Origin of the sequence: Saccharopolyspora galaxeae, assembly GCF_016526145.1 — a bacterium.
Classification (GTDB): Bacteria; Actinomycetota; Actinomycetes; order Mycobacteriales; family Pseudonocardiaceae; genus Saccharopolyspora_C; species Saccharopolyspora_C galaxeae.
Map to the genome: position 1 here is coordinate 102,657 of NZ_JADDUE010000009.1, position 21,333 is coordinate 123,989.

Consider the following 21,333-nt stretch of genomic DNA (forward strand, 5'->3'; position numbering starts at 1 on the left):
AGCTCGGACACCAGCCCGGGGCCGGCGACGAGCGCGCGGGGACAGCGGCGCGCAGCACCGCACGTCCGCGCGACCCGCCCGCGAGGTCCCGGACAGCGCGCACCCCTCGTGCGCGCACCGATGGCAGGTCTTCGGACTCACGAGCAGCCGGCGTCGTCGCGCCGGACCTACTGGCCGTCGCTTCCCGGACGCCTCGGGCGTCCAGTGCTGCACCACCCGGGGAGGTGGTGACGGCGGTCGTTCCCGTTCACCGCTGCGGGGCAGTCCCGGATTCGCACCGGGTTCCCTGTTGTCCCACCGGGCACCCCGGTGACCATCAGCGCGGCCACACTACATGTTGGGCCGAGTCCTTTCCCGCACCCCAAGACTCCGCGTGTCGCCGCCCGCCGCCGATGACCGGCAGCCCGCCCCGGCGGTCACCGCACCCTGCTCCGGGCGGTGCCCGCACCCTGCCCGACACGCCCGGCCATCCGCCGCACATCTCCGAGTGAACGGACCGCTCGACCAATCTAGCCGGACCAACAGGTCGTTCACCCGGATCGAAGCTGCTCGGAATGGGGATGTGCGGGCGTGTCGGGCGCGCGGCAACTGCCGGGTTCGCGAGGAGTGAACGGACCGCTCGACCAATCTAGTGGGACGAACAGGCCGTTCACTCGGAGAAGAGAGGGTGGTTTCGGGGGAGGGGTGGCGGCAGAATGTCCGGTGGATCACTGGTGGGTGGGAGGACAATCGGATGCGCGCATGTCGTGTGCGCAGCGCCGCCGTCGCGGTCGCCGCGTGCTTGGTCACCTTCGGAACGGCGCTGCCCGCGCAGGCAGCGCCCGCCGACACCGAGGTGCGGTTGATCACGTTCAACGACCTGCACGGCAACCTCGCGGCGCCGTCCGGATCATCCGGCGAGGTCGAGCTGGCGGACGGGACGAGCGTCCCGGCGGGCGGTGCCGCCTACCTCGCCGCGCACATCGACCGGCTGCGCGCGGAGGTTCCGAACTCGCTGGTGCTCTCGGCCGGGGACAGCGTGGGCGCATCGCCGGTGGAATCCGCGCTGTTCCACGACGAACCGACCGTCGAATTCCTCAACTCGCAGGACGTGCGCGCCCAAGTCGTCGGCAACCACGAATTCGACGAGGGCTACCCCGAGCTGCAGCGGATGCAGCGCGGCGGGTGCCACCCCGAGGACGGCTGCGCGTTCCGGGATTCCTTCGACGGTTCCGATTTCCCGACCCTGGGTGCGAATGTGTCCTTTGCGGACGGTAGGCCCGCGCTGCTGCCGTTCACCGTGCAGCGCTCCGGCGGGGTGCCCATCGGGATCATCGGCGTGACGCTGCACGACCTGCCGCAGTCGGTGAGCCCGGACGCGGTGGCGGGCCTGGAGTTCGGCGACGAGGTCGCCGCCATCGACCGCACCGCCGAAGCGCTCGACCGACTCGGGGTCAAAGCGCAGGTCGTGCTGATGCACCAGGGCGACGAAGCCGCAGGCGGCGGGCCGGATTCCTGTGCGGTGGCCCCGGAAGGACCGGCCACTCGCGTCGCGGCGGCCGCCTCGCCGAAGGTCGACGCGCTGTTCACCGCGCACAGCCACCAGCAGTACAACTGCACCGTCGACGACCCGGCCGGCGATCCGCGCCCGGTCGTGCAAGGCGCTTCCTACGGGCGGCTGCTGTCCACGATGGACCTGAGCATCGACCACCGAACCGGCGACGTCGTGCGGGACAAGACCAAGGCGCGCAACGAAATCGTCAGCCGCGACATCGCACCCGACCCGGAAACCGCCGCGCTGGTCGACGAAGCCAAGACCAAAGCCGCCCCGATCGCGAACCGCGAAGTGGGCACCGCCACCGGCGACTTGAGCCGCGATCCCGCGCCGTCCGGGGAAACCACGCTCGGCGACGTCATCGCCGACGCCCAGCTGGAAGCCACCAAGGGGACCGGCGCGCAGGTGGCGCTGACCAACCCCGGCGGAATCCGCGCCGACCTGCCGCACCGGTCGTCGGCGAACGGCGAAGGTGACGGCGTGATCACCTACGGCGAAGCGTTCGCCGTGCAGCCGTTCGGCAACACCATGCAGACCATGACGCTCACCGGCGCGCAGTTGAAGAACGTGCTGGAGCAGCAGTGGCAGGGCGACGGCGCGACGGTGCTGCAGATTTCGTCCACTTTGCACTACGCCTACTCGGAATCCGCGCCCGCCGGGTCCAAGGTGTCCGATCTGGCCATCGCGGGCGAACCCGTTGATCCGGGCGCGACCTACCGCGTCGCGGTGAACAACTTCCTGGCGGGCGGCGGCGACGGCTTCAGCGGCTTCACCGAGGGCACCGACGTGACCGGTGGCCCGGTCGATCTGGACGCGCTGCTGGGATACCTCGGCGCGCACCCGGGCATCGTGCCGCCGCCCGCGGACCGGATCACCGCCACCGGGTGAGCCGGTGGACGCGCTGCAGGAAACCGTCGCCGGTGCGCGCGCCGCACTCGCGCAGCGCGCCCGCGGCGGGGCGGCGCTGGGCACCGCGCCGGGCGGGCGGGACCGGGCGAAAGGCTACTTCCGGGCGATGCTGGATTGCGTCGTGTGGCTGCTGACCGAGCGAGCAGGAACCGCGCGACCGGTCAGCTACGCGTTGGCACGCCGGGTGATCGCCGGCGAAATCACGCCGGAGGAGGCGCTAGCCCTGCACGCCGGCGAGCCGGTCGATGCGGGTGAGTAGCTCCGCGGCGTCATCGCGGGCCGCGTGCTGCCGGTCCGCCAGCTGCGCCGACCACGCGCGCAACCCGGAAAGCCGGCCGCGCAGGCGCGCGCTGCGCACCCGGGAGGCCAGCAGCACCGCGCGGCGGCCGTGCCGGAAACCGGCGGCGTGGTCGCCGAGCGCGAACTTGGCCTCCCCGAGGCTCGCCAGCTCGAACACGGTGGAACGCACCTCGCCCGGAGCGCGGGCGGCCACCGCGCGCGAGAGGTTCCCGGCGGCGCCTTCGTGATCACCCATCGCCAGCTGCACCGACCCGGTCATGCCCAGCAGGTCGGCTTCGCGGAACCACCGCAGCAGCGGGTAGTCGTCGTCGATCGACGCGGCCGCGTGCTGGCTGCGGCCCTGCTCCAGCGCGCGCTGCACGGTGTTCTTGCGCTGCCCGAACGCGGCCGCCCACGCGCAGTTGAGCTGCAGCACCGAACTCACCAGCGGTGACGAGTCGGTGCGCAGCGAACCGAGCTGGAACAGCTTCAACGCCGACTCGGCATCGCCGAAGTGCAGCTCGGTGCGCCCGGCGGCGTAGAGCGCGCGGGAGATCGCCAGCGGATCCGTGCCTTCCCGGCCGAACGACAACGCGCGCCCGTAGTGCCCGTGCGCGGCTTGCAACAACCCGTTCTCCGCCGCGATCCAGCCCGCGGTGGCGTGCAGGTTGCACAGCATGGCCATCAGCTCCGCGCGTACCTGCTCGGACATGCACGCCTCGCGCATCGCCTCGGCCTGCCGGGCCGACGCGGCGATCGTGCCGTACTGGCCGACGCCGCCGTAGCGCTGATCCAGCGTGCGCAGCTCGGTGATCATCCGCTGCATCGCGGCGAGGTCCGAAGCGCCCACCCTGGTCGGCGCAGCGCTGTGCGCGTTGAGGTCGCGCACGCCCGGCGGGCCGGCGTCGGTTTGCCCACCGACCACCACGGAGCCCGCGTAGGACAGGAAACTCCGTCGTTTCACCTGTTCCTCCTCTTCTTCCGCGTCGGGTGCCTGCTCGTCGCCTCCGGCGTAGGCGAGGCCCATCCAGCCGCGCGGCACGCCGAGTCCCTCGGCGATGCGGGACAACAGGTCGTAGCTGCGCACCGCGCGGCCGCTGAGCACTTCGCTGACTTCGCTCTGGGCTTGCCCGGTCAGCGCCGCGATGCGGATCTGCGGCACGCCGTGCGTGCGCAGCGCGCGGTAGACCGAGCCGATGTCGTGGGCCGCCAAGGCGTCGCGGACCTGCGGGCAACGCCAGAATTCCGGCGGGATCTCCTCTCCGGGCACCGGGCGATGCTATACGGAAAGTGATCGGACGTGTGCGCACCGTGAAAAGATCACCGGAAAGGATTCAGCAAGAATCTCGGAATATACCGGGGAAATTCATGCCTTCCCGGTGCCGCGGTCCGGTCGTCGTTGTGCCGCGCTGTGTACCGCCGGTAACCTCCCGCCGCACCGAGATCAGGAGCAGTGCGATGTACGCCGAGCAACGGCACCGGAACATCCCGGGACCAGCCCGTGCGGACCGGGCCGGGCCTGCCGAATTGTTCGGCCGGGACGACGAGCTGGAGCTGCTGACCGGGATCGCGGAGCAAGCCGGGAGCGGTTCCGGCCGGGCGGTTCTGCTGCGCGGGCCCGCGGGCATCGGCAAGACCGGGCTGCTGCACGCCGCGCTCGGACGGCTGGCGCCGGTCGCCGCGCGCACGTTGCGCGCCCGCTGCCCGGATGCGGGGTCGGGAGCTTACGGCGCGGTGCGCGATTTGTTCCAGCCGTTGGGATTCGGCACCGCGGCCGAAGACTCCGTGGATGCATCTCGGACTGATGCATCGCGGCCCGAAGCACTGCAGACCGATGCACCCCGGCTCGAGGCAACGCAGCCCGATGCGCCCCGGCCGGATGCGTTGCGGGGCAGCGCCCGGCTCGCGCTGCCCGCGCTGCAGCCGGACGGCCTCGCCCCCGCGCCGAGCAGCACCTACGCCGTGCTGCACGGGCTGCACTGGCTCGTCGCAGGACTCACCGCCGACGGGTTGCTGGTGCTGGCCGTGGACGACGTGCAGTGGTGCGACGAGAATTCGTTGCGGTGGCTGGCTTTCCTGCTGCGGCGCGCGGAGGACCTGCCGCTGCTGGTGCTGCTGACCCAGCGCACCGGCGACGGCGGCGCGGGGCCGGAAATGCTCGGGGAGATCGCCGAGATGCCGCTGTGCCGCACCGTGGACCTGCCCGCGCTCGGTGCGCGAGCAACGGGTGAGCTGCTCGCCGCCTCGGCGGGCAGCGCTCCGGACGAGCACTTCGCGGCCCGTTGCGCGCAGCTGACCGGCGGAAACCCGTTCCTGCTCGGCATGGTCGCGGCGCGGTTGCGCGAGCATCCCGGCGAAGGCTGGGACCCGGTGGTGCTCGAAGAGCTCGGGCGGACCGTGGTCGCGCCGTCCCTTGTGGAGGGACTGCCCGCGCGGGTCCTCGCGGTTGCGCGCGCGATCGCGGTGCTGCCGGGCGAGCAGCCCGAACTGATCGCGGCGCTGGCGCGGACCCACCAGCGCACGGTTTCCGCGGCGGTGCGCGAACTCGGCCGCCGCGACCTGGTCACCGAAGCGGCCGACGGCTGCGCGGAGTTCGTGCACGACTCGGTCCGCCAGGCGGTGCTGCGCGACAGTCCGGACGAGGTGCTGCGGCGGCTGCGGGAACGCGCGGCGACGCTGCTCAACGACGTGGGCCGCCCGGCCGAAGAGGTGGCGGTGCCGCTGTTGCTGCTGCCCGCGGCGCCGCGGCCGTGGATGACCGATGTGCTGCGGGAAGCCGCCGGTTGCGCGGAACACCGCGGCGCGCCGGGAATGGCGGCCCGCTACCTGCGGCGGGTCCTCGAGTTCGACGGCGACGACGTCGCGGTGCTGGTGCAGTGCGCGCGGATGCTCGGCCAGCTCGAACCGGAGACCGCGCTGCGCCAGCTGGAACGCGCGCTGGAACTGCTCGACGAGCCGCGCAGCCGGGTGCCGGTCGCGGCGCAGTACGCGCTGATCTCGCTGACCGCGCAGAACTCGGTGCGCGCCTACGAACTGACCTCCGGGGTGCTCGACGAGCTCGACGCGCTGGTCGGGCCGGAGCCCGCGGGCGCCGATCTGGCGTTGCGCACCGCGATCGAGGCGGTGGTGCTGCTGTCCGGGATGGACGAGAAGTCCACGGTGCGCAGCGCGGGTGAGCGGTTCCGCGGCAGGCCCGATCCCGCCGGGGTCACCGCCGAGGAGCGGCAGCTGCTGGCGTTGCTGTCCTCGCTGGGGACGCTGCGCACCTTCCGGCACGCCGAGGAACCCGCCGAGCAGGCGCGCCGGGTGCTGCGGATCAGCGACGTGGAAAGCGGCGGCTGGGCGCTGATGGGCTCGGCGCTGTCGCTGTACATGGCCGACGACAACGAGTCCGCGCTCGCCGCGCTGGGGCTGCTCATCGAGCACGCGCAGGCCACCGGGCAGGCGTGGACCTACTGCCTGGCCACCAGCACCCGCGCGATCGTGCGGCACTGGACCGGCGACCTCGCCGAAGCGCTCGCCGACGGGCAGTCCTGCTACGACGTGCTGGTCCAGGAGTCCTGGGTCGGGGCGATGACGATGCCGCAGACCTCGCTGGCGATGGCGCTGATCCGGCAGGGCGAGGCGGCGCGGGCCGACGAGCTGCTGCGCGCGATCGACCGCGCCCGCTTCGAGGAGTTCACCTTCGAATACCACCCGTACCTGATGGCCCGGGCGTGGGCGCGGGAAGCGCTCGGCGACACGGCAGGTGCGCTGGAAATCCTGCTGCACTGCGGGGAAAGCCTGAGCGAAGCGGGCATCACGAACCCGGTGTTCGCGGCGTGGTGGTACGACGCGGCGCGGATCCTCGCCGCACTCGGGCGCCACGAAGAAGGTCAGCGGATCGCCGAGCACGGCGCGGAGCTGGCGGCGCGGTGGGGCACGTCGCGTGCGCGGGGCATGGCGCTGACCGCGCGCGGCGTCGTCACGCCCGGGGAGGAAGGGCTGCGGTTGCTGTCCTCGGCGGTGCGGACGCTGGCCGACTCGCCCGGCAAGCTGGCGCACGCCGAAGCCGAATACCTGCTGGGGCGGCGGCTGCTGGCGGAAGGTGATGCGGAAGGGGCGCGCGGGCACCTGCGATCTTCGCTGGACATGTCGGTGCTGCGGCGGGACCGCAGGCAGGTGGCGCTGTCCTCGGCCGCGCTGCTGGCCGCGGGCGGGCGGTTGCGCCGCGGCACCGGCTCGCCCGCTGACGCGCTAAGCGGCAGCGAGCGCCGGGTCGCGGACCGGGCCGCGGAGGGGGCGACGAACCGGGAGATCGCGGAGTCGCTGTTCCTCACCGTGCGCACCGTGGAACTGCATTTGACCAGCGCTTATCGCAAGCTCGGGGTGCGCGGGCGGGCGGCATTGCCTGCGGCGCTCGTGGAGCAGGCGGGTTGAGCGGGTTTTTCGCCGGAGTCCGGAAGAATTCGCCGACCGCGGTATCAGCTTGACTGATCATTCCGGGTGGCTTCCACGATCCAGGAATCCGTTGCCACGCCGCCGGAATCGGGCGATGGCGATGGTATGATCCGCTCGGCTGCGGCAGCCGGTGCGCTGCCCGGCCGGTGAGTTGTTGAAACGATGTGCTGCCCCGCCAATGTTCCGGCTCGTTCGGCGTTTCGGGCCGTTCGGCGTTCCGGCGCATTCGGCATTGCGAGCCATGGGAGGTTTCGGTGGCCGAGCGGCTTCCGGCGAATGCGGACTCTCCCCGGCCGCTATCCGGTAATGCGGGTGAGTAAGCGCCGTTGAGCACGTTTCGTGAGGGAATGCGCGGTGCTGACTCCGCCGGGTTATTCCTGAGTGATTTTCATATTCGCTCGCTGATGATGCGGTTCTCCGGTCGGCGCAGGGGCCGCTGATGGCGAACGAGGTCCAGCGATTCTCCGGGTGCGGTCTCGCAGGGCGGGATGCGGAACTCGGCGTGCTCGCCCACCTGGTCGGCGAACTGCGCGCCGGTCGTTCCGCGCTGGTGACGGTGACCGGCCCGCCCGGCGCCGGGCGCAGCGCACTGCTGACCGCCGTCGTCGAGCAGGCGCGCGCGGCGGGGGTGCGGACCGCCGTGGCCCGCAGCTCGCCGATCGAGACCGAGTTGCCCTACAGCACCGTCGCGCAGCTCGCGGGCGTGCTGCTGCCGCCGGAGCAGCTCGCGCGGATCAGCTGGATGGGCGCGGGCGAAACCTGCGAACCCAAGATGTGCGGGCGTTTCCTGGCGCTGGCGCGGGAGGAACCGCTGCTGGTGGCGGTCGACGACGACCAGTGGACCGACCCGTGGTCGCGGCGTTGGTGGCGGGAAGTGGCCCAGCACTCCGACGGATCCGCGGTCCTGATGGTGCGCGCGGTGCGCGGTGGTTCCGCCGAGGTGCCCGACCGGTTCGACGGCGCGATTCCGGTACCGGTGCGGGAAATCCACCTCGGACCGCTGTCCGCCGACGACGTCGAGGGGATGTTGCCGGAACGCGGGCCGCGCGAGTTCGCCGTGGCCGCCGCGGAAAGCACCGCGGGCAACCCGGCGGTGCTCAGCGCGGCGTTGCGCGAATACCGCGCGGAGGGGCTGAGCCCGCACCCGCGGAACCTGGCGCGGTTCCGGCAACTGGCCGCCGAGGCGGAAGGCGAGCTGGCCGAGCGGACCGTGCGCGGCCTGCCCGCCGAGCAGGCCCGGCTGTTGCAGGCGATCGCCGTGTGCGCGGGCCGGTTCGACTTCGAGCTGGTCGGCGCGATCGCCGGGATGCAGCCCGGCGCCGCGGCCGCGGCCGGCGATGCGTTGGCCGGGCACGGACTGCTCGAACCGGGCGCTGCCACGGCTTCGGCCGTGCTCGCCGAGATGGACCCGGCGCGGCGCGAGCAGCTGCACGCGCGGGCCGCCGAGGTCGGCAACCGGGCCGCCGCGGTCGAACCGGACGTGCTCGCCGAACTGCTGGTGCACGCTCCGCCGCTGCACAGCCGGTGGGTGGTCGACACGCTGGTGCAGTCGGCCGCGCGGCACCGGATGGCGGGTCGCGACGAGCGGGCCGCGGTGTTGCTGCGCCGCGCGTTGCGCGAGCCGGTCGCGGACTCGTACCGGGCGCAGTTGCGGACGGTGCTCGCCGCTTCCCAGGTCATGCACGATCCCGCGGCAGGTGATGGCGGGTTGCGGCAGGTGCTGGCGGATGCGCCGGAAACCGCGGACCCGGCGGTGCTGGTGCGCGCCGCGGACCTGCTGCTGGCTCGTGGCGACGCGGAGCTCGCGTGGCGGGAACTTTCCCGGGTGTGCGGGCAGATCTCCGAGCCCGCGCTGCAGGCTCTGGCGTTGCTGGCAGCGGACGGGTGCGGCCCTGAACCGGCATCGGCCGCGCCGGAAGTGCCCGCGCTGCCGGAGGAACCCGGCGACGCGGCCCAAGCCGGGGTGCTGGCCTGGCGGCTGGCCTGCGCCGGGAGACATCCGGATCTGGTGCGGACGCTGGCGCGGGCGGCGCTGGCTGACCGGAGGTCGCCGTTGACGCCGCGGATCGCGGCGGCGCGGGCGCTCGCCTGCCGCGCGGACCTGGCCGAAGCGGCCGCGGGGCTGACCGATGTGCTCTCCGACGCGCGCCGCGAAGGTTGCCTCGCGGCCGCCGCGAACGCACTGGTGCAGCGCGCGATCGTGGCCACAGCGGACGAACGCTGGACCGACGCGCAGGCCGATCTGGCCGCGGCCGCCGAGGAACTTCCGCTGCACGCCCGGCATCCGATGAGCCAGCCGCACCAGGTCGCCGCGGAGATCACCCTGGCGCTGCGGCGCGGCAACTTCGACGCGGCGGAGCGGGCCGCTGCGGTGGAGCTGCCGTTGGGCGCGGAGCGCGGCATGGCGTTCAGCTACCTGCTGCACGCTCGCGGCGAATTGCGGCTGGCAGCCGGGGACGCTGCGACCGCGTTGGGGTATTTCCAGGAGTGCGGCCGGATCATGCGCGCCAAGAGCAGGCTGAACCCGGCGGTGCTGCCGTGGCGGCGGTCGGCAGCGGCGGCCCAAGGCGTGCTCGGACGCACCGGTGCGGCCGCGGCGCTCGGCGTCGAGGAACGGGAAATCGCCGAGAACTGGACTGCGCCGGGTCTTCTGCCGCACGAGCACGCCCCGGCGGCCGCAACGACGAGCGGGCCGAGCCGGGTTCCGGAAACCGCCACGCCGACCGCGTTGACGACGGCGGAACGCCGGACCGCCGCCCTCGCGGTGCGGGGACTGTCCAATGGCGACATCGCGGCGGAATTGGGCGTCACCGTGCGGGCGGTCGAGCTGCGGCTCACCAAGGTCTACCGCAAGCTCGGCGTGCAGCGGCGTGCCCAGCTGCCCGCCGAACTGGACGGGCGGAGCTGATCGGATGCTGGTCGAGCGCGAGGCCGAACTGGCCGCGTTGAGCCGGGCGGTGGACTCGGTCCTGGCGGGATCCGGTGCGCTGGTGCACATCGAGGGGACGCCCGGAAGCGGCCGGTCGGCGCTGCTGGAGCGGTTGCGCGGCTTGGCGGACGACAGCGGTGCGCTGGTGCTGAGCGCGAGCGGTGCCGCGAGCGAGCGGACCTTCCGGTTCGGGCTCGCGCGCCGCCTGCTGCGCGGGCTCTCGGAGGCCGCCCGCGTCGAAGCGGCAACTCGACCATCCACAATAGACACTGGTGGCGACTCCGCGACGGGCGACGCTCCGGACGTTCCGGTTGCTTCATCCACAGCGGACAGACCGCGCGACGCGCTGCCGCCCGCCGGCGAGGACGCGGACTCGCAGGCGGGCACCGTCCCGATCTCGGTGCTGCATTCGCTGCACGCACTGCTGGTGCGCACCAGCGCCGTCCGGCCGGTCGTGCTGGTGGTGGACGATCTGCACTTCGCCGACGACGCGTCGCTGCGTTGTCTCGTGCACCTGGTGGCGCGGTTGCGCGGGATGCGAGTGCTGATCGCGGCGGTGCTCGGCGCCGGACGGGAACCCGAGCGCGACCGCGCGGCGCTGATGCACGAGTTCACCGCGGCAGCCGGGCACCGGTTGCGCCCCGGTCCGCTGTCGGCGGCGGCGACCGGCGACCTGGTGCGCGCGCGGCTCGACGTCGATGCGGAGTTCGCCGCCTGCTGCCACGAGCTCACCGGCGGCAATCCGCGCGACCTGGTGCGCCTGCTCGACCAAGCGGTGGCGCACGCGGTGCACACCGAGCCCGATCAGGTGGCGTGGCTGCACGAGCTCGCAGGCGACGATCGCAGGCGGCGGTTGGCGAAGGAGTTGACCGCACCGGCCGCGCTGGTGGCCCGCTCGGTGGTCGCGCTGGGCGAGCACGCGGATCCGGCGCTGGTCCAACAACTGTCCGAATTGGACCCGGTGCGCTACGACGACGCGCTGCGCGCGCTGGAACCGTGGTTCGAGGTGCGGGTGGACCGCATCGCCGCGATCAGTCCGGAAGTCGCCGACGACGTGCTCGCGGTCGTGGACGAGCAGGCCGATGCCGAGGACGACCTGCACCTGCGCGCCGCCGAGCTGCTGCACGGCCACGGCCGCCCACCGGAGGCGGTCGCCGACCAGCTGCTGCTGGTCAACTCCGCGCTGCCGGACCGGGGCGTGCTGCGGCTGCGGGAGGCCGCGGCCGCGGTGCGGCCGCGCGTTCCGGAGACGGCCGCTCGCTACCTGCGCCGAGCCCTGCTGGACCTGGACCCCGCTGGTGCGGATCGCGCGCGGTTGCTGGCCGAGCTCGGGTCGGTGGAGCTGGCGTTCGACGTCGGCTCCGCGGTCCGGCACATCACCCAAGCCGTTCCCAGGCTGCCCGGGGTGCGCGAACGGGCCGAAGTGGTCGCGCAGCTGCCGCTGACCGCCGCCGGGGCGCTGCCGCAGGTCGCGGAGCTGGTGCAGCGGGTCCAAGGGGAACTCGGCCCGCCCTCCGACGCCGATGGCCAGCTCGCGCTGCGCTTGGAGGCGCGGACGCGGTACGCGGAGCTGGAAGACGCCGCCACGCATCCGGCCGCCGCCGCCCGGCTCGGCGAACTCGGTGCCGGTGCGGGCAGTGCCGCGGAACGCGAATTGCGCGTGGTGCTGCTGTCCGCGGTAACGCTGTCCGGGCGGGCACCGGCGGCCGAAGTCGCAGGCATGGCGCGGGAACTGCTGGAACAGGAACCGGCGAACGCCTCGACCGCGGTGCACTCGATGCTGGCCTACCTGCCGCCGCTGCTGCTGGCGGCGGGCGCGCCGGAAGGACTGGAGTCGTGGCTGGGGCTGGCGGGCGAGAACGCGCGGCAACGCGGCGCCACCGGCACCGAGGCGGTAGTGGCGGCCGAGCGGAGCCTGCTGCTGATGAGCTCCGGGCAGCTCGCACCAGCCCGCAGCGTCGCGCTCACCGCGTTCGAGCTGGCCGATCCGGCGCGCAACGAGGCGATGGTGCTGCCGGTGTGCGCGCTGGGCACGGTCGCTCGGCGACTTCGCGACCCCGAGCTGGCCGATCGGGTGCTGCAGCTGCCCGGCGCTGCGCACGACCTGCGGTTGTTCGCGACCAGGCGGCTCCTGCAGTCCGCGATGGCGCTGCAGAACGGGCAGCCGCAGTCGGCGCTGGCGCACGTGCTCGACTGCGGCAGGCGGCTGGAGCAGTCCGGCTGGCACGGCACCGCGATGTACTCGTGGCGCCCGACCGCCGCGCTGCTGCACCACCGGCTCGGCGCGCGGCACGCCGCCGCGGGGCTGGCCGAGCAGGAACTCGAGCGGGCCCGGCAGTGGGGCGCGCCCGCCCAGCTCGGCCTGGCGCTGCGGGTGCTCGCGACGGTCACCGGCGGTTCCCGCGGCGTCCGGCTGCTGCGCGAATCCGTGCAGGTGCTGCGCACGGGCACCGACGAGCTGGTGCTGGCGCAGGCGCTGACCGCGCTGGGTTCCGCGCTGGCGGACCGGGCACCTGCCGAGTCCGAGGCGCTGATCGCCGAAGGCAGGCTGCTCGCCGCCCGCTGCAACGCCGCACCGGCCGAAGACGGGCCCGAGCCGCATTCCGCGCCGAACACCGCGGAATTGACCCGGGCCGAGGAAGTGGTGGCCGGATTGGCCGCGCTCGGGCACACCAATCAGGACATCGCCGATGAACTCCGGATCAGCCGCCGGGCGGTGGAGAAACGGCTCAGCGCGGTTTACCGCAAATTGGGGGTCGACGGCCGTGCCGGGCTCGCCGCGGCGGTGCGCCGGAGAATTCCCGCGGAGCGGCCCGTGCGCGGTGCGTGAACCGTACGACACAGTACGTCGCGGAGACGTTCCGGCGAATTCGGGTTGTGTTTGTTTCGATCCGGGCGTGTGGGGTTCGCGCGCCCGCTGAGCAGTCGCCGCCGAGCCCGCCCGCACGCCCTTGCCCGCGATGAAACCGCAGTTCATAGCCCACCGAACCGTACCGGTCCGCACCGCACCGAACCCGCAGGCACGGCGACCGCAGCCTTAAGCTCCAGCCGCCTTCAGTGTTGACTTGGTTGGTTTTCGCTCCATAGCCTTCGCGGCGGAAAAACTGGTGGTCCCATCGCTCGCAGCAGCGGACCGCGCAGTGATGCCGGAGAAGGAATGGATGATCCGTCATGGCAGCCGCCGCCACGATCCGAACCAGAAACGAGCCGGACGACGTGGAACACGGGTCCGCCGACGGCTACCGGAAATTGTTCCGCTCGCTGTTCGAGCAGTCCGGGATGTGCATGGCGAGCCTGGATCCGGGAATGCGCGTGCTGGAGGCGAACCGGCATTTCGCCAAGCAGTTCGGCCGCGGCACCGCCGACGTGCTCGGCCGCGAATTCCCGGACTTCCTGCACCCGGGCGTGCGCGGCCGGTTCCGCTACCAGTTCGCGCGGCTGGTCGAAGGCCGCGGACCGCGGTTCATCGAGCGCACGGTGGCCGTCGGCGGCAAGGGCGCGGAGCCGGCGGCGAACGAGACGGTGCTCGGGGCGCGGAACTCGGCGCTGCGGCCGAAGGACTCGGGTGCCCGCCCGGATCCGGACGCGGCGAGCGCCGGGTCGGACACCGTCTTCGCTGGTGAGCTGACCGGCATCGCGGTGCCCAGCAGGTCCGGCCGCGCCGAGGCCGTGCTGGTGCTGCTGCGGCCGGACGAACCGCCGCGGCAGGCGGTGACCGGCGGCGCGGACAAGATGCTCAGCGAACTCGACGCGCGAATCCTGGAGGGCGTCGCCGCGGGCGAGTCGACCGTGCAGCTGGCGACGAAGCTCTACCTCAGCCGCGGCGGCGTGGAGTACCACGTGGCGACGCTGCTGCGGAAGCTGAAGGTCGGCAACCGTCCCGCGCTCGTGTCCAAGGGGTACTCGCTGGGCATCCTCGGTCTCGGCCAATGGCCCCCGCGAGTCCTGCCGGAGTTCGTGAAGTAACGAACGAAAATCGCAGTCCGTCCGCGAAAATCCCGAGCCCGACCGCGTCGCCCGCTCGCTTGCCAACGCCGCGGCCCCCGTGCAAGATCGCTCACCCGAGACGACCCGGCCGGTCGTCGTCCATCACGGGAGGGCTGCGCACGTGCTCGCGACCGCCACCGCCGCGCCACCCCTGGCCGGGCGAGCACCGCGCGGCACCAGCGAATCGACGCTGATCAGCGGCCCCGCCATCGGCCGCGCTGCCGATGCGGCACCCGCCGGCTGCGCACCGCGCGAGCCGCGTCCCGCTCCTTGCGCGCACGTGGGCGCCGGAGCCGAAGACCCGGCCGGTTATCTTTCCCGAGGCTGCCGCGAGCCCTCGACCGGCGAACTCGCCCGGCGGCGCCGCGCCGCAGCCGCACGACCCGCGCCAGGACCCGGCGCGCACCGCGTCCCACCGGGCAGCGGTCACCCGAGTCCGGAGCGGGCGGTGATCGACACAGGCGTCGGCGAGCACGGGAAGTGACAACCATGTCGGGTACGGCCACGCAAGACCCGGGCGCACCGGCCCGAAGAGCCCGCGCGGCGGTGCAGCGCTTCGGCGGGCGGCTGGCGGGCATGGTGCTGCCCAACATCGGCGCCTTCATCGCCTGGGGACTGTGCAGCGCGCTGTTCACGCCGGCCGGCTGGCTGCCGAACCCCTACCTCGCGCAGCTCAACGAGCCGATGATCAAGCTGCTGCTGCCGCTGCTGATCGGCTACACCGGCGGCAGCCAGGTGCACGGCAGGCGCGGCGCGGTGGTCGGCGCGGTGGCCACCGCGGGCATCGCCACCGGCGCGGACATCCCGATGTTCCTCGGCGCGATGATCGTCGGACCGCTGGCGGGCTGGGTGCTCAAGCAGTTCGACGAGCGGGTCGGCAAGCACGTCGCGCCCGGCTTCAAGATGCTGGTGGACAACTTCTCCGCCGGGATCATCGGTGGTGTGCTGGCGATCCTGGGGATGCTGGCGATCGGCCCGGTCATCGAAAGCGCCACGGTCACCCTCGGCCAGGGGGTGCGGCTGCTGATCGGGATGCACCTGCTGCCGCTGGTGTCGGTGTTCGTGGAGCCGGCCAAGGTGCTGTTCCTGAACAACGCCGTCAACCACGGGGTGCTCGGGCCGCTCGGCGTCTCGGAGTCGATGAGCACCGGCAAGGCCATCGAGTTCCTCGTCGAACCCAACCCGGGGCCCGGTTTGGGGCTGCTGCTGGCGGTCGCGCTGTTCGGGGCGCCAGCGATGCGTTCCAGCGCGCCGGGCGCGATGGTCATCCAGTTCCTCGGCGGCATCCACGAGATCTACTTCCCGTACGTGCTGGCAGCACCGCGGTTGCTGCTGGCCACCGTCGCCGGTTCCGCCGCCGGGGTGTTCGTGTTCAGCGTGACCGGTGCCGGCGTCGTCGCCACGCCGTCGCCGGGCAGCGTCGTGGCGGTGCTGGCGGTGACGCCGAAGGGCGGTTTCCCCGGCGTGATCGCCGGTATCGCGGCTTCCGCGGCGGTGTCGTTCGCGGTCGCCGCGCTGCTGCTCAAACTGCGCCGGGAGCCCGCGGCCGGGGTCGCGGAAGGAGGTGCGGTCTCGTGAGCCTGTGGCGGGCGATCGGATTCGCGCTGACCGGCAAGTCGCGGCCCGCCCGGATACCGGACGGGCAGGACCCGGAGTCCTCCCGCGTCGCGGAACCGGCCGGGTCCGCGCGGCGCGCTGCCGAGGAGCACTGGACGGGCACGATCGAAGGTGCCGAGGTGCGCAAGGTGATCGTCGCCTGCGACGCGGGGATGGGCAGCAGCGCCATGGTCGCCGCCCAGCTCGCGGGCAGGCTCAAGCCCTACGACGTGTCGGTGGCCGCGGCCTCGGTCACGCACATCCCGGACGACGCGGATCTGGTGCTGTGCCAGGAGACCATGCTGGAGCGGGCGCGCCGGGAGGACACCGGCTCGGCGGTGATCATGGGTTTTCGCAGCTTCCTCGGCGACCCGGTGTTCGACCGGGTGGAGCAGGCGGTGCGGGACGGCGGTCCCCTGGGCGGCTCCGGATGACCGCGCAGCACCACCCGCCGCGGCCCGCCGCGGTCCGGCTCGGGTTGTGCGCGGCCGACCACTTCGAGGCGGTGCAGCAGTGCGGCCGGTCGCTGGTGGAGGCGGGCGCGGTCGACGAGCCGTACGTCGCCGCGATGCACGAGCGGGAGAAGTCGGTCTCCACGCACATCGGCGAAGGAGTGGCGATTCCGCACGGCACCGCGGGATCCGGTGAGCACGTGCACCGCACTGCGCTGGTGGTGCTGCAATTCCCCGGTGGCGTGCGCTGGAGCGACGGCGCGCTGGTGCGGTTGTGCGTGGCGATCGCGGCCGGTTCCGGGCAGTCGGACGGAGCCGCCGAGGAGCGCGGTGCCGGGTACCTGGACCTGCTGGCGGCGCTGGCGAAGGTGCTGATGGATCCGGTGCGCGCCGCGAGGCTCCGCGAGGCGCCGGACGCCGAGACGGTGGAGCGGTTGTTGCGGTCCGGGCGGGCTGATCGGTGAACCTCCCGATGCACGCCGTGAAATACGTTGCGGTGCAAAGGAAATCGGCATCGTGCGGGTTCGGGTGGTGATCGCGGTTGCGCATCGGGACGGCAGTGCTGCGCGAGCGCGACGCCGAGATCGACCTCGTGACGACGGCGCTCGCGGCGGCGCGGCGGGGTAGCGGCGGGACGCTGGTCTTCTCCGGGCCGGTAGGCATCGGCAGATCCGCGCTGTGCGGCGAGATCGCCCGGATCGCGCGGGAGCAGGGCGCACGGGTGTTGCGCGCGGTGGCCGGTTCCGTTGCCGTCCCGGCAGGGCTGTTGCATCGGCTTTTCCCGGACCTGGACGATTTCGCCGCGCTGCGGCGGGAATTGCTCGGATCCACCGGGCCGGTCGTGGTAATCGTCGACGATCTCCACCGCGCGGATGCGGATTCGTTGCGGTGGCTGGAATCGCTGGCGGAGTCATCAGCGTCGCGGGTTCTGCTGGTCGCATCTCGAATGGACGGTGCGGACGGGCCGGCATCGCTGGGGAGCTCCACGTGCAGGCGGCTCGATTCGTTGACCGCGGACGGGATCTCGGCGGTCGTGGAAGATCTGTTCGGCGAGCGCGGCGATGACGGATTCGTGCGGGTGTGCCAGGACATTTCCGCCGGAATACCGTTGCTGGTGTACGCATTGCTGCAGGATCTTCGCGGAGCCGGCGGACGTCCGTGCGAGTCCGATGTGGAGTTGCTCCGCGCATTGCGCCCGCGGGCGGTCGGCGAGCGCGCGTTGGCGGTGTTGCGCGAGCAGCCCGAGCCGGTGCGGGCAGCCGCCCGCGACATCGCGCTGCTGGGGCCCGGTCTCGCCGCCCGGCAGCATTCGGCCGAGTGCGCGGCCGGTGCACTGGCCGAACTGGGCCTCGTGGTCGCAGCGGACGCCCCGCGTTTCGTGCACCCGGTGTTCGCCGAGGCGGTGGCATCGCAGTCCGACGCCGCGGAGGCCGCCGACGCGCACCGCGCGGCCGCGCGGTCGCTGCACGCCGACGACCAGCCGCCTGAAGTGGTGGCCGAACACCTCACCTGCGACGTCGTGCGCGACGAATGGGAAGTCGAGGTGTTGCGCGCGGCCGGGCGGTCCGCGCTGCGGCGCGGGGACGAGCCCGCCGCGATCCGCTGTCTGCGACGAGGATTGCTGGCCCGCCCCGATCGTGCGGACCTGCTGACCGATCTGGCGCGGGCGGAGCGCTCCGGCGACCCGGCCGCCGCCGTGCGGCACATCGCGCAGGCAGTGCCCGGTCTCGACTCGGCCGGGCAGCGGTCGGCGGCTCTCAACGAGATTCCGCTGGCGCTGCTGGGCGCGGCGCCGCCTTCGGTGGTCGACGAATTGGGGCGGCTGCGCGGAAACGACGAGCTGCCGAGCGACGTCCGCGAAGCGATGGAGGCTCGGTACCGGTTCGCGCGGCTGCGCGAAGCCGGGTGGACGACCGACACGGCCAGCCTTTTTCGCGACCTTCCGCAGGAGGACGCGGATCCGGAACGAGCGGCGGTCCTGCTGCACGCGGCCGCACTTGGCGGGACCGATGTGGACAGCGTGCAGGCTTGGGCGCGCAAGGTGCCCGCGGACGACGCGTTCGGTGCGGTTCCGCTGGCGGCGCACGCGCTGGCGATGGCCGACGAGTTCGGCGAAGCCGAGCGCAGGCTGCGTGCAGTGCGTGCGCTCGCGCCGGATTCGGCCGCCACGCTCATCATCGATGCGCAGTGGAGCTTCGTGCTGATGCGCTCCGGCCGCCCCAGCGAAGCCGCCGCGCTCGCGGAGCGGACCCTGCGCCGCTGCGACCCGGAATTGACCTCCGTGGTCGCGGACTGCCTCGTTACGCTGGTTTGGTCCATGTTGGACACCGGCGACCTGGTGCGCGCCGCACCGGTGCTCTCCCGGCATCGCAGCAGGAAATCCCCGGAGTGGGTGCGGTCGTTGTGCGCCGGTGCGCTCGCGGCGATCGGCGACGAAATCGAAACCGCGCTGGCGCACCTGCTGGAATGCGGCCGGGAACTGGATCGCGCGGGCTGGCGCAACCCGTGCCTGCTGCCGTGGCGCAGCTGGGTTTGCCTGCTGCAACACCGGCTCGGCCGCTCGGAAGCGGCCGTCGAGGTGATCGCCGAGGACCATCGCCTGGCGGTGCAGTGGGGCGTGCCGAGCGGAATCGGCCGCGCCCTGCGGGTTTGGGGCGCGGTCACCGACGGCGAAGCGAGCATCGACTTCTTCCGCCGCGCCCTCGACGTGCTGCGCGGCACGCCGTGCACGTTGGAATCGGCGAAAACGCACCTGCTGCTGGGGCAACGGCTGCGCGCGGCAGCTCCCGCCGAAGCCGCCGAGGAAGCCGGTCGCGGCGAGCTGCTCGCCGCGGCCTGCGGCGTGCCCGGCCTGCGCTCCGCGGTGCACATCGCCGCCAACGGCGGGACGCACGCCGAGCCGACGCCCGCGGAACTGCGCATCGCCCGGCTCGTCGCCGCCGGGTTCGGCAACCAGCGCATCGCCACCGAGCTGGCGGTGAGTTCGCGGGCGGTGGAAAAGCACCTGACCCGGATCTACCGCAAGCTCGGGCTCGCCGGGCGCGCCGAACTCGCCCTGCTCGCGGCCTCCTGGGAATCGTGAGCACGGGACGGCGGGCAACCGGCCACCCGCGCAGAACGAGCTCGAGGACCGGCGCTCAGCCGCCGGGATGCCCGGTGAGTTCCAGGCTCCGCTCCCAAAGCGCCGCGCGGGCCCGCGGGTCGTAAGCCTGTTCGTGCGCCCGCGACTCGCTGGTCCGGTCGAAGTACCGGCCGGTGACCCCGGCGAGTTCGCCGTCCACCGCGAGCCTGCGGGTGGCCCGCACGCCGTCCTCGATGCTGTCGATCCGCTCCGCGGTCACGATCTTGGTCGGCATGTAGGTCGCCGGGTGCAGGCTGTTGACCACCACCTCCTCCGCGGGCAGCAGCTCGGCCAGGCTGAACCCGGACATGATCTGCGCGAGCTTGCTCTGGCAGTAGGCGCGGCCGCCGCTGTAGTCGTGCCGCAGCATCAGGTCGTCGAAGTCCAGCGCCTGCTGACCGGCCGAGGCGACGTTGACCACTCGCGACGGTCGCCCGCCTGCGCGGCCGGTTTCCCGCAGCAGCGGCAGCAGTTCCAGCGTCAGCAGGAACCCGGCCAGGTAGTTCACCGCGAACCGCAGCTCGTGGCCGTCGACGCTGGTGGCCCGTTCGCGCCCGCCCGGTCCGCTCGCGCCGATCCCGGCGTTGCTGATCAGCACGTCGAGCCGGTCGGTCGCGCCGCGCACCGTCTGGGCCAGTTCCCGGACCTGCGCGAGCTCGGCCATGTCGGCGACCGCGGTGCGCGGGCGCTCGCCGTGCTCGCGGTGGAGCTGCTCTGCGACGGACGCGAGTTTGTCCGGGTCGCGGCCGTGCAGCAGCAGCCGTGCGCCTTCGGCGGCGAGCCGTTGCGCCAGCGCGTGGCCGAGGCCGTCGGTGGCACCGGTCAGCAGGATCGTCGGGCGTTCGGTCATCGGCCGTCGCGCTCCTCGGTGTCTTCGGTCGATCTCGTCGCGGCACGCCGTGGTGATGGGGGACGCGGAGATCGCTTGCCGTTCAAGGCTGGCACACCGAGCTTCCGCGGTCAGCCGGTGAACTCCGCGCCCAGCTGCGTCCGCGGCTGCGAGCCCACGGGTGTATCGGCCGCGGTGCCCGGGTAGACCCGGGATGAGGAGATCGCGGCCTCGGCCGACCGGGGCCGCACGCCGACGTGGCGACTCAGGAGGTTCACGACCATGACCACGGCACGCGAGATGATGACCGCAGGCGCGAAGTGCGTGAACACGGAACAGACGGCCGCGGACGCGGCGCGCATGATGGGCGATCTCGGGGTCGGGGGTCTGCCGATCTGCGGCAAGGACGACAAGATCAAGGGCGTGGTCACCGACCGCGACCTGGTGGTCAAGGTGCTGAGCCAGGGCCGCGACGCGGGCGCTTTCCCCGCGGGCGACCTGAACCAGGCCGAAGCCGCCACGGTGGGTGCCGACGACACCGCCGAGGACGTGCTGGCCACGATGCGGCACTACAAGGTGCGCAGGCTCCCGGTGATCGACCAGCAGCGCCTGGTCGGCATGGTCACGCTGTCCGACGTGGCCAAGGCACTGCCGCACCACGAGGTCGGGGATCTGGTGGAGACGCTGTCCACGGCGTGAGCCACCGGAAGCCGCCGTTTCGGCCGGGCCGACCGGCCGTTGGGGAACCCGCCGGGTCGAGCACCCGGCGGGTTCCTCGTGCGCAGGCCGTTCAGCCGGCCCGGCGGTTCGCGGGGCGGATGCTCACCCGCGGGGCTCCAGCTCGCCCATCTTCGACCAGCCCTCGCCCGGCACCTCGGTGTTGATGATGTCCGGGGTCTTCGTGATCACGTCCGGGATCCAGGACATCGCGGTCTTGAAGTGCTCCGAATTGACGTGCTCCGAGCCCGCCTCCTGCGAGGCGAAACCTTCGGTGAGCACGAAGGTGTTCGGGTCGTCCACGCTGCGCGCCCAGTCGAAGAACAGGTTGCCCGGTTCGGCGCGGGTGGCCTGCGTGAACTCGTCGACCAGCGTGAGCCATTCCTCCGCGCGGTCGGGGCGGATGCTGAACTTGACGACGATGAAGATCACGCGGGCTCCTCGGTTTCGGCCGGTCACGACACCAAGATGATGGCCGCCGCGGGACAGCGGAGGGAACCGCCGTTGTCACATCCTGATAAGGCGCCGTCGCCGGAGGCA

The 21,333-nt window shown here is 72.7% G+C and carries 15 protein-coding genes and 1 riboswitch; of the genes, 11 read left to right on the forward strand and 4 right to left on the reverse strand.

Annotated features, from left to right (window positions below):
• Nucleotides 1-105 precede the first annotated feature (105 nt).
• Nucleotides 106-333: riboswitch (cobalamin riboswitch) on the reverse strand.
• A 400-nt stretch (nucleotides 334-733) separates the two neighbouring features.
• A complete protein-coding gene (locus tag INP57_RS20665; protein ID WP_200071939.1) occupies nucleotides 734-2,422 on the forward strand; it encodes a bifunctional metallophosphatase/5'-nucleotidase in 1,689 nt (562 codons plus the stop codon).
• A 4-nt stretch (nucleotides 2,423-2,426) separates the two neighbouring features.
• A complete protein-coding gene (locus INP57_RS20670) occupies nucleotides 2,427-2,702 on the forward strand; it encodes a hypothetical protein (protein ID WP_200071940.1) in 276 nt (91 codons plus the stop codon).
• Here the strand turns inward: INP57_RS20670 and INP57_RS20675 are convergent.
• The gene (locus INP57_RS20675) at nucleotides 2,661-3,992 is read right to left on the reverse strand and encodes a helix-turn-helix domain-containing protein (protein WP_200071941.1); all 1,332 of its coding nucleotides are present in this window, start codon (nucleotides 3,990-3,992) and stop codon (nucleotides 2,661-2,663) included. The genes INP57_RS20670 and INP57_RS20675 overlap by 42 nt on opposite strands.
• A gap of 188 nt (nucleotides 3,993-4,180) precedes the next feature.
• On the opposite strand from INP57_RS20675, the gene INP57_RS20680 reads away from it, so the two are divergent.
• The 8 genes from INP57_RS20680 (at nucleotide 4,181) to INP57_RS20715 (ending at nucleotide 19,208) form a co-directional block, all read left to right on the forward strand.
• Complete coding sequence (locus INP57_RS20680) at nucleotides 4,181-7,141, forward strand: helix-turn-helix transcriptional regulator (RefSeq protein WP_200071942.1); 2,961 nt, start codon at nucleotides 4,181-4,183, stop codon at nucleotides 7,139-7,141.
• Nucleotides 7,142-7,601: 460 nt separating this feature from the next.
• Entirely contained in the window at nucleotides 7,602-10,070 is a 2,469-nt protein-coding gene (locus INP57_RS20685) for an AAA family ATPase (RefSeq protein ID WP_200071943.1), read from the forward strand.
• A gap of 4 nt (nucleotides 10,071-10,074) precedes the next feature.
• Nucleotides 10,075-12,921: an AAA family ATPase gene (locus INP57_RS20690; RefSeq protein WP_200071944.1), complete on the forward strand. Its 2,847-nt coding sequence runs from the start codon at nucleotides 10,075-10,077 to the stop codon at nucleotides 12,919-12,921.
• Nucleotides 12,922-13,262: 341 nt separating this feature from the next.
• Nucleotides 13,263-14,057, forward strand: a complete 795-nt coding sequence (locus INP57_RS20695) for a PAS domain-containing protein (protein WP_200071945.1) — start codon at nucleotides 13,263-13,265, stop codon at nucleotides 14,055-14,057.
• 510 nt (nucleotides 14,058-14,567) lie between these two features.
• A complete protein-coding gene (locus tag INP57_RS20700) occupies nucleotides 14,568-15,656 on the forward strand; it encodes a PTS transporter subunit EIIC (protein ID WP_200071946.1) in 1,089 nt (362 codons plus the stop codon).
• Entirely contained in the window at nucleotides 15,653-16,108 is a 456-nt protein-coding gene (locus INP57_RS29745) for a hypothetical protein (RefSeq protein ID WP_295146469.1), read from the forward strand. The genes INP57_RS20700 and INP57_RS29745 overlap by 4 nt, the downstream gene beginning before the upstream one ends.
• Nucleotides 16,105-16,590, forward strand: a complete 486-nt coding sequence (locus INP57_RS20710; protein ID WP_200071947.1) for a PTS mannitol transporter subunit IIA — start codon at nucleotides 16,105-16,107, stop codon at nucleotides 16,588-16,590. Before INP57_RS29745 ends, INP57_RS20710 begins: the two co-directional genes overlap by 4 nt.
• Nucleotides 16,591-16,667: 77 nt before the next feature.
• Nucleotides 16,668-19,208 (forward strand): helix-turn-helix transcriptional regulator, encoded by a 2,541-nt coding sequence (locus INP57_RS20715; protein ID WP_200071948.1) that lies wholly within the window; start codon nucleotides 16,668-16,670, stop codon nucleotides 19,206-19,208.
• 55 nt (nucleotides 19,209-19,263) lie between these two features.
• Here the strand turns inward: INP57_RS20715 and INP57_RS20720 are convergent, their stop codons facing one another.
• Complete coding sequence (locus tag INP57_RS20720) at nucleotides 19,264-20,097, reverse strand: SDR family NAD(P)-dependent oxidoreductase (protein WP_200071949.1); 834 nt, start codon at nucleotides 20,095-20,097, stop codon at nucleotides 19,264-19,266.
• A 110-nt stretch (nucleotides 20,098-20,207) separates the two neighbouring features.
• Complete coding sequence (locus INP57_RS20725; RefSeq protein ID WP_200071950.1) at nucleotides 20,208-20,354, reverse strand: hypothetical protein; 147 nt, start codon at nucleotides 20,352-20,354, stop codon at nucleotides 20,208-20,210.
• Nucleotides 20,355-20,358: 4 nt separating this feature from the next.
• Between INP57_RS20725 and INP57_RS20730 the strand changes: the two genes are divergently transcribed.
• Complete coding sequence (locus tag INP57_RS20730; RefSeq protein ID WP_200071951.1) at nucleotides 20,359-20,775, forward strand: CBS domain-containing protein; 417 nt, start codon at nucleotides 20,359-20,361, stop codon at nucleotides 20,773-20,775.
• Nucleotides 20,776-20,898: 123 nt separating this feature from the next.
• On the opposite strand, the gene INP57_RS20735 is transcribed toward INP57_RS20730, so the two are convergent.
• Nucleotides 20,899-21,225, reverse strand: a complete 327-nt coding sequence (locus INP57_RS20735; RefSeq protein ID WP_200071952.1) for a putative quinol monooxygenase — start codon at nucleotides 21,223-21,225, stop codon at nucleotides 20,899-20,901.
• Nucleotides 21,226-21,333 lie beyond the last annotated feature (108 nt).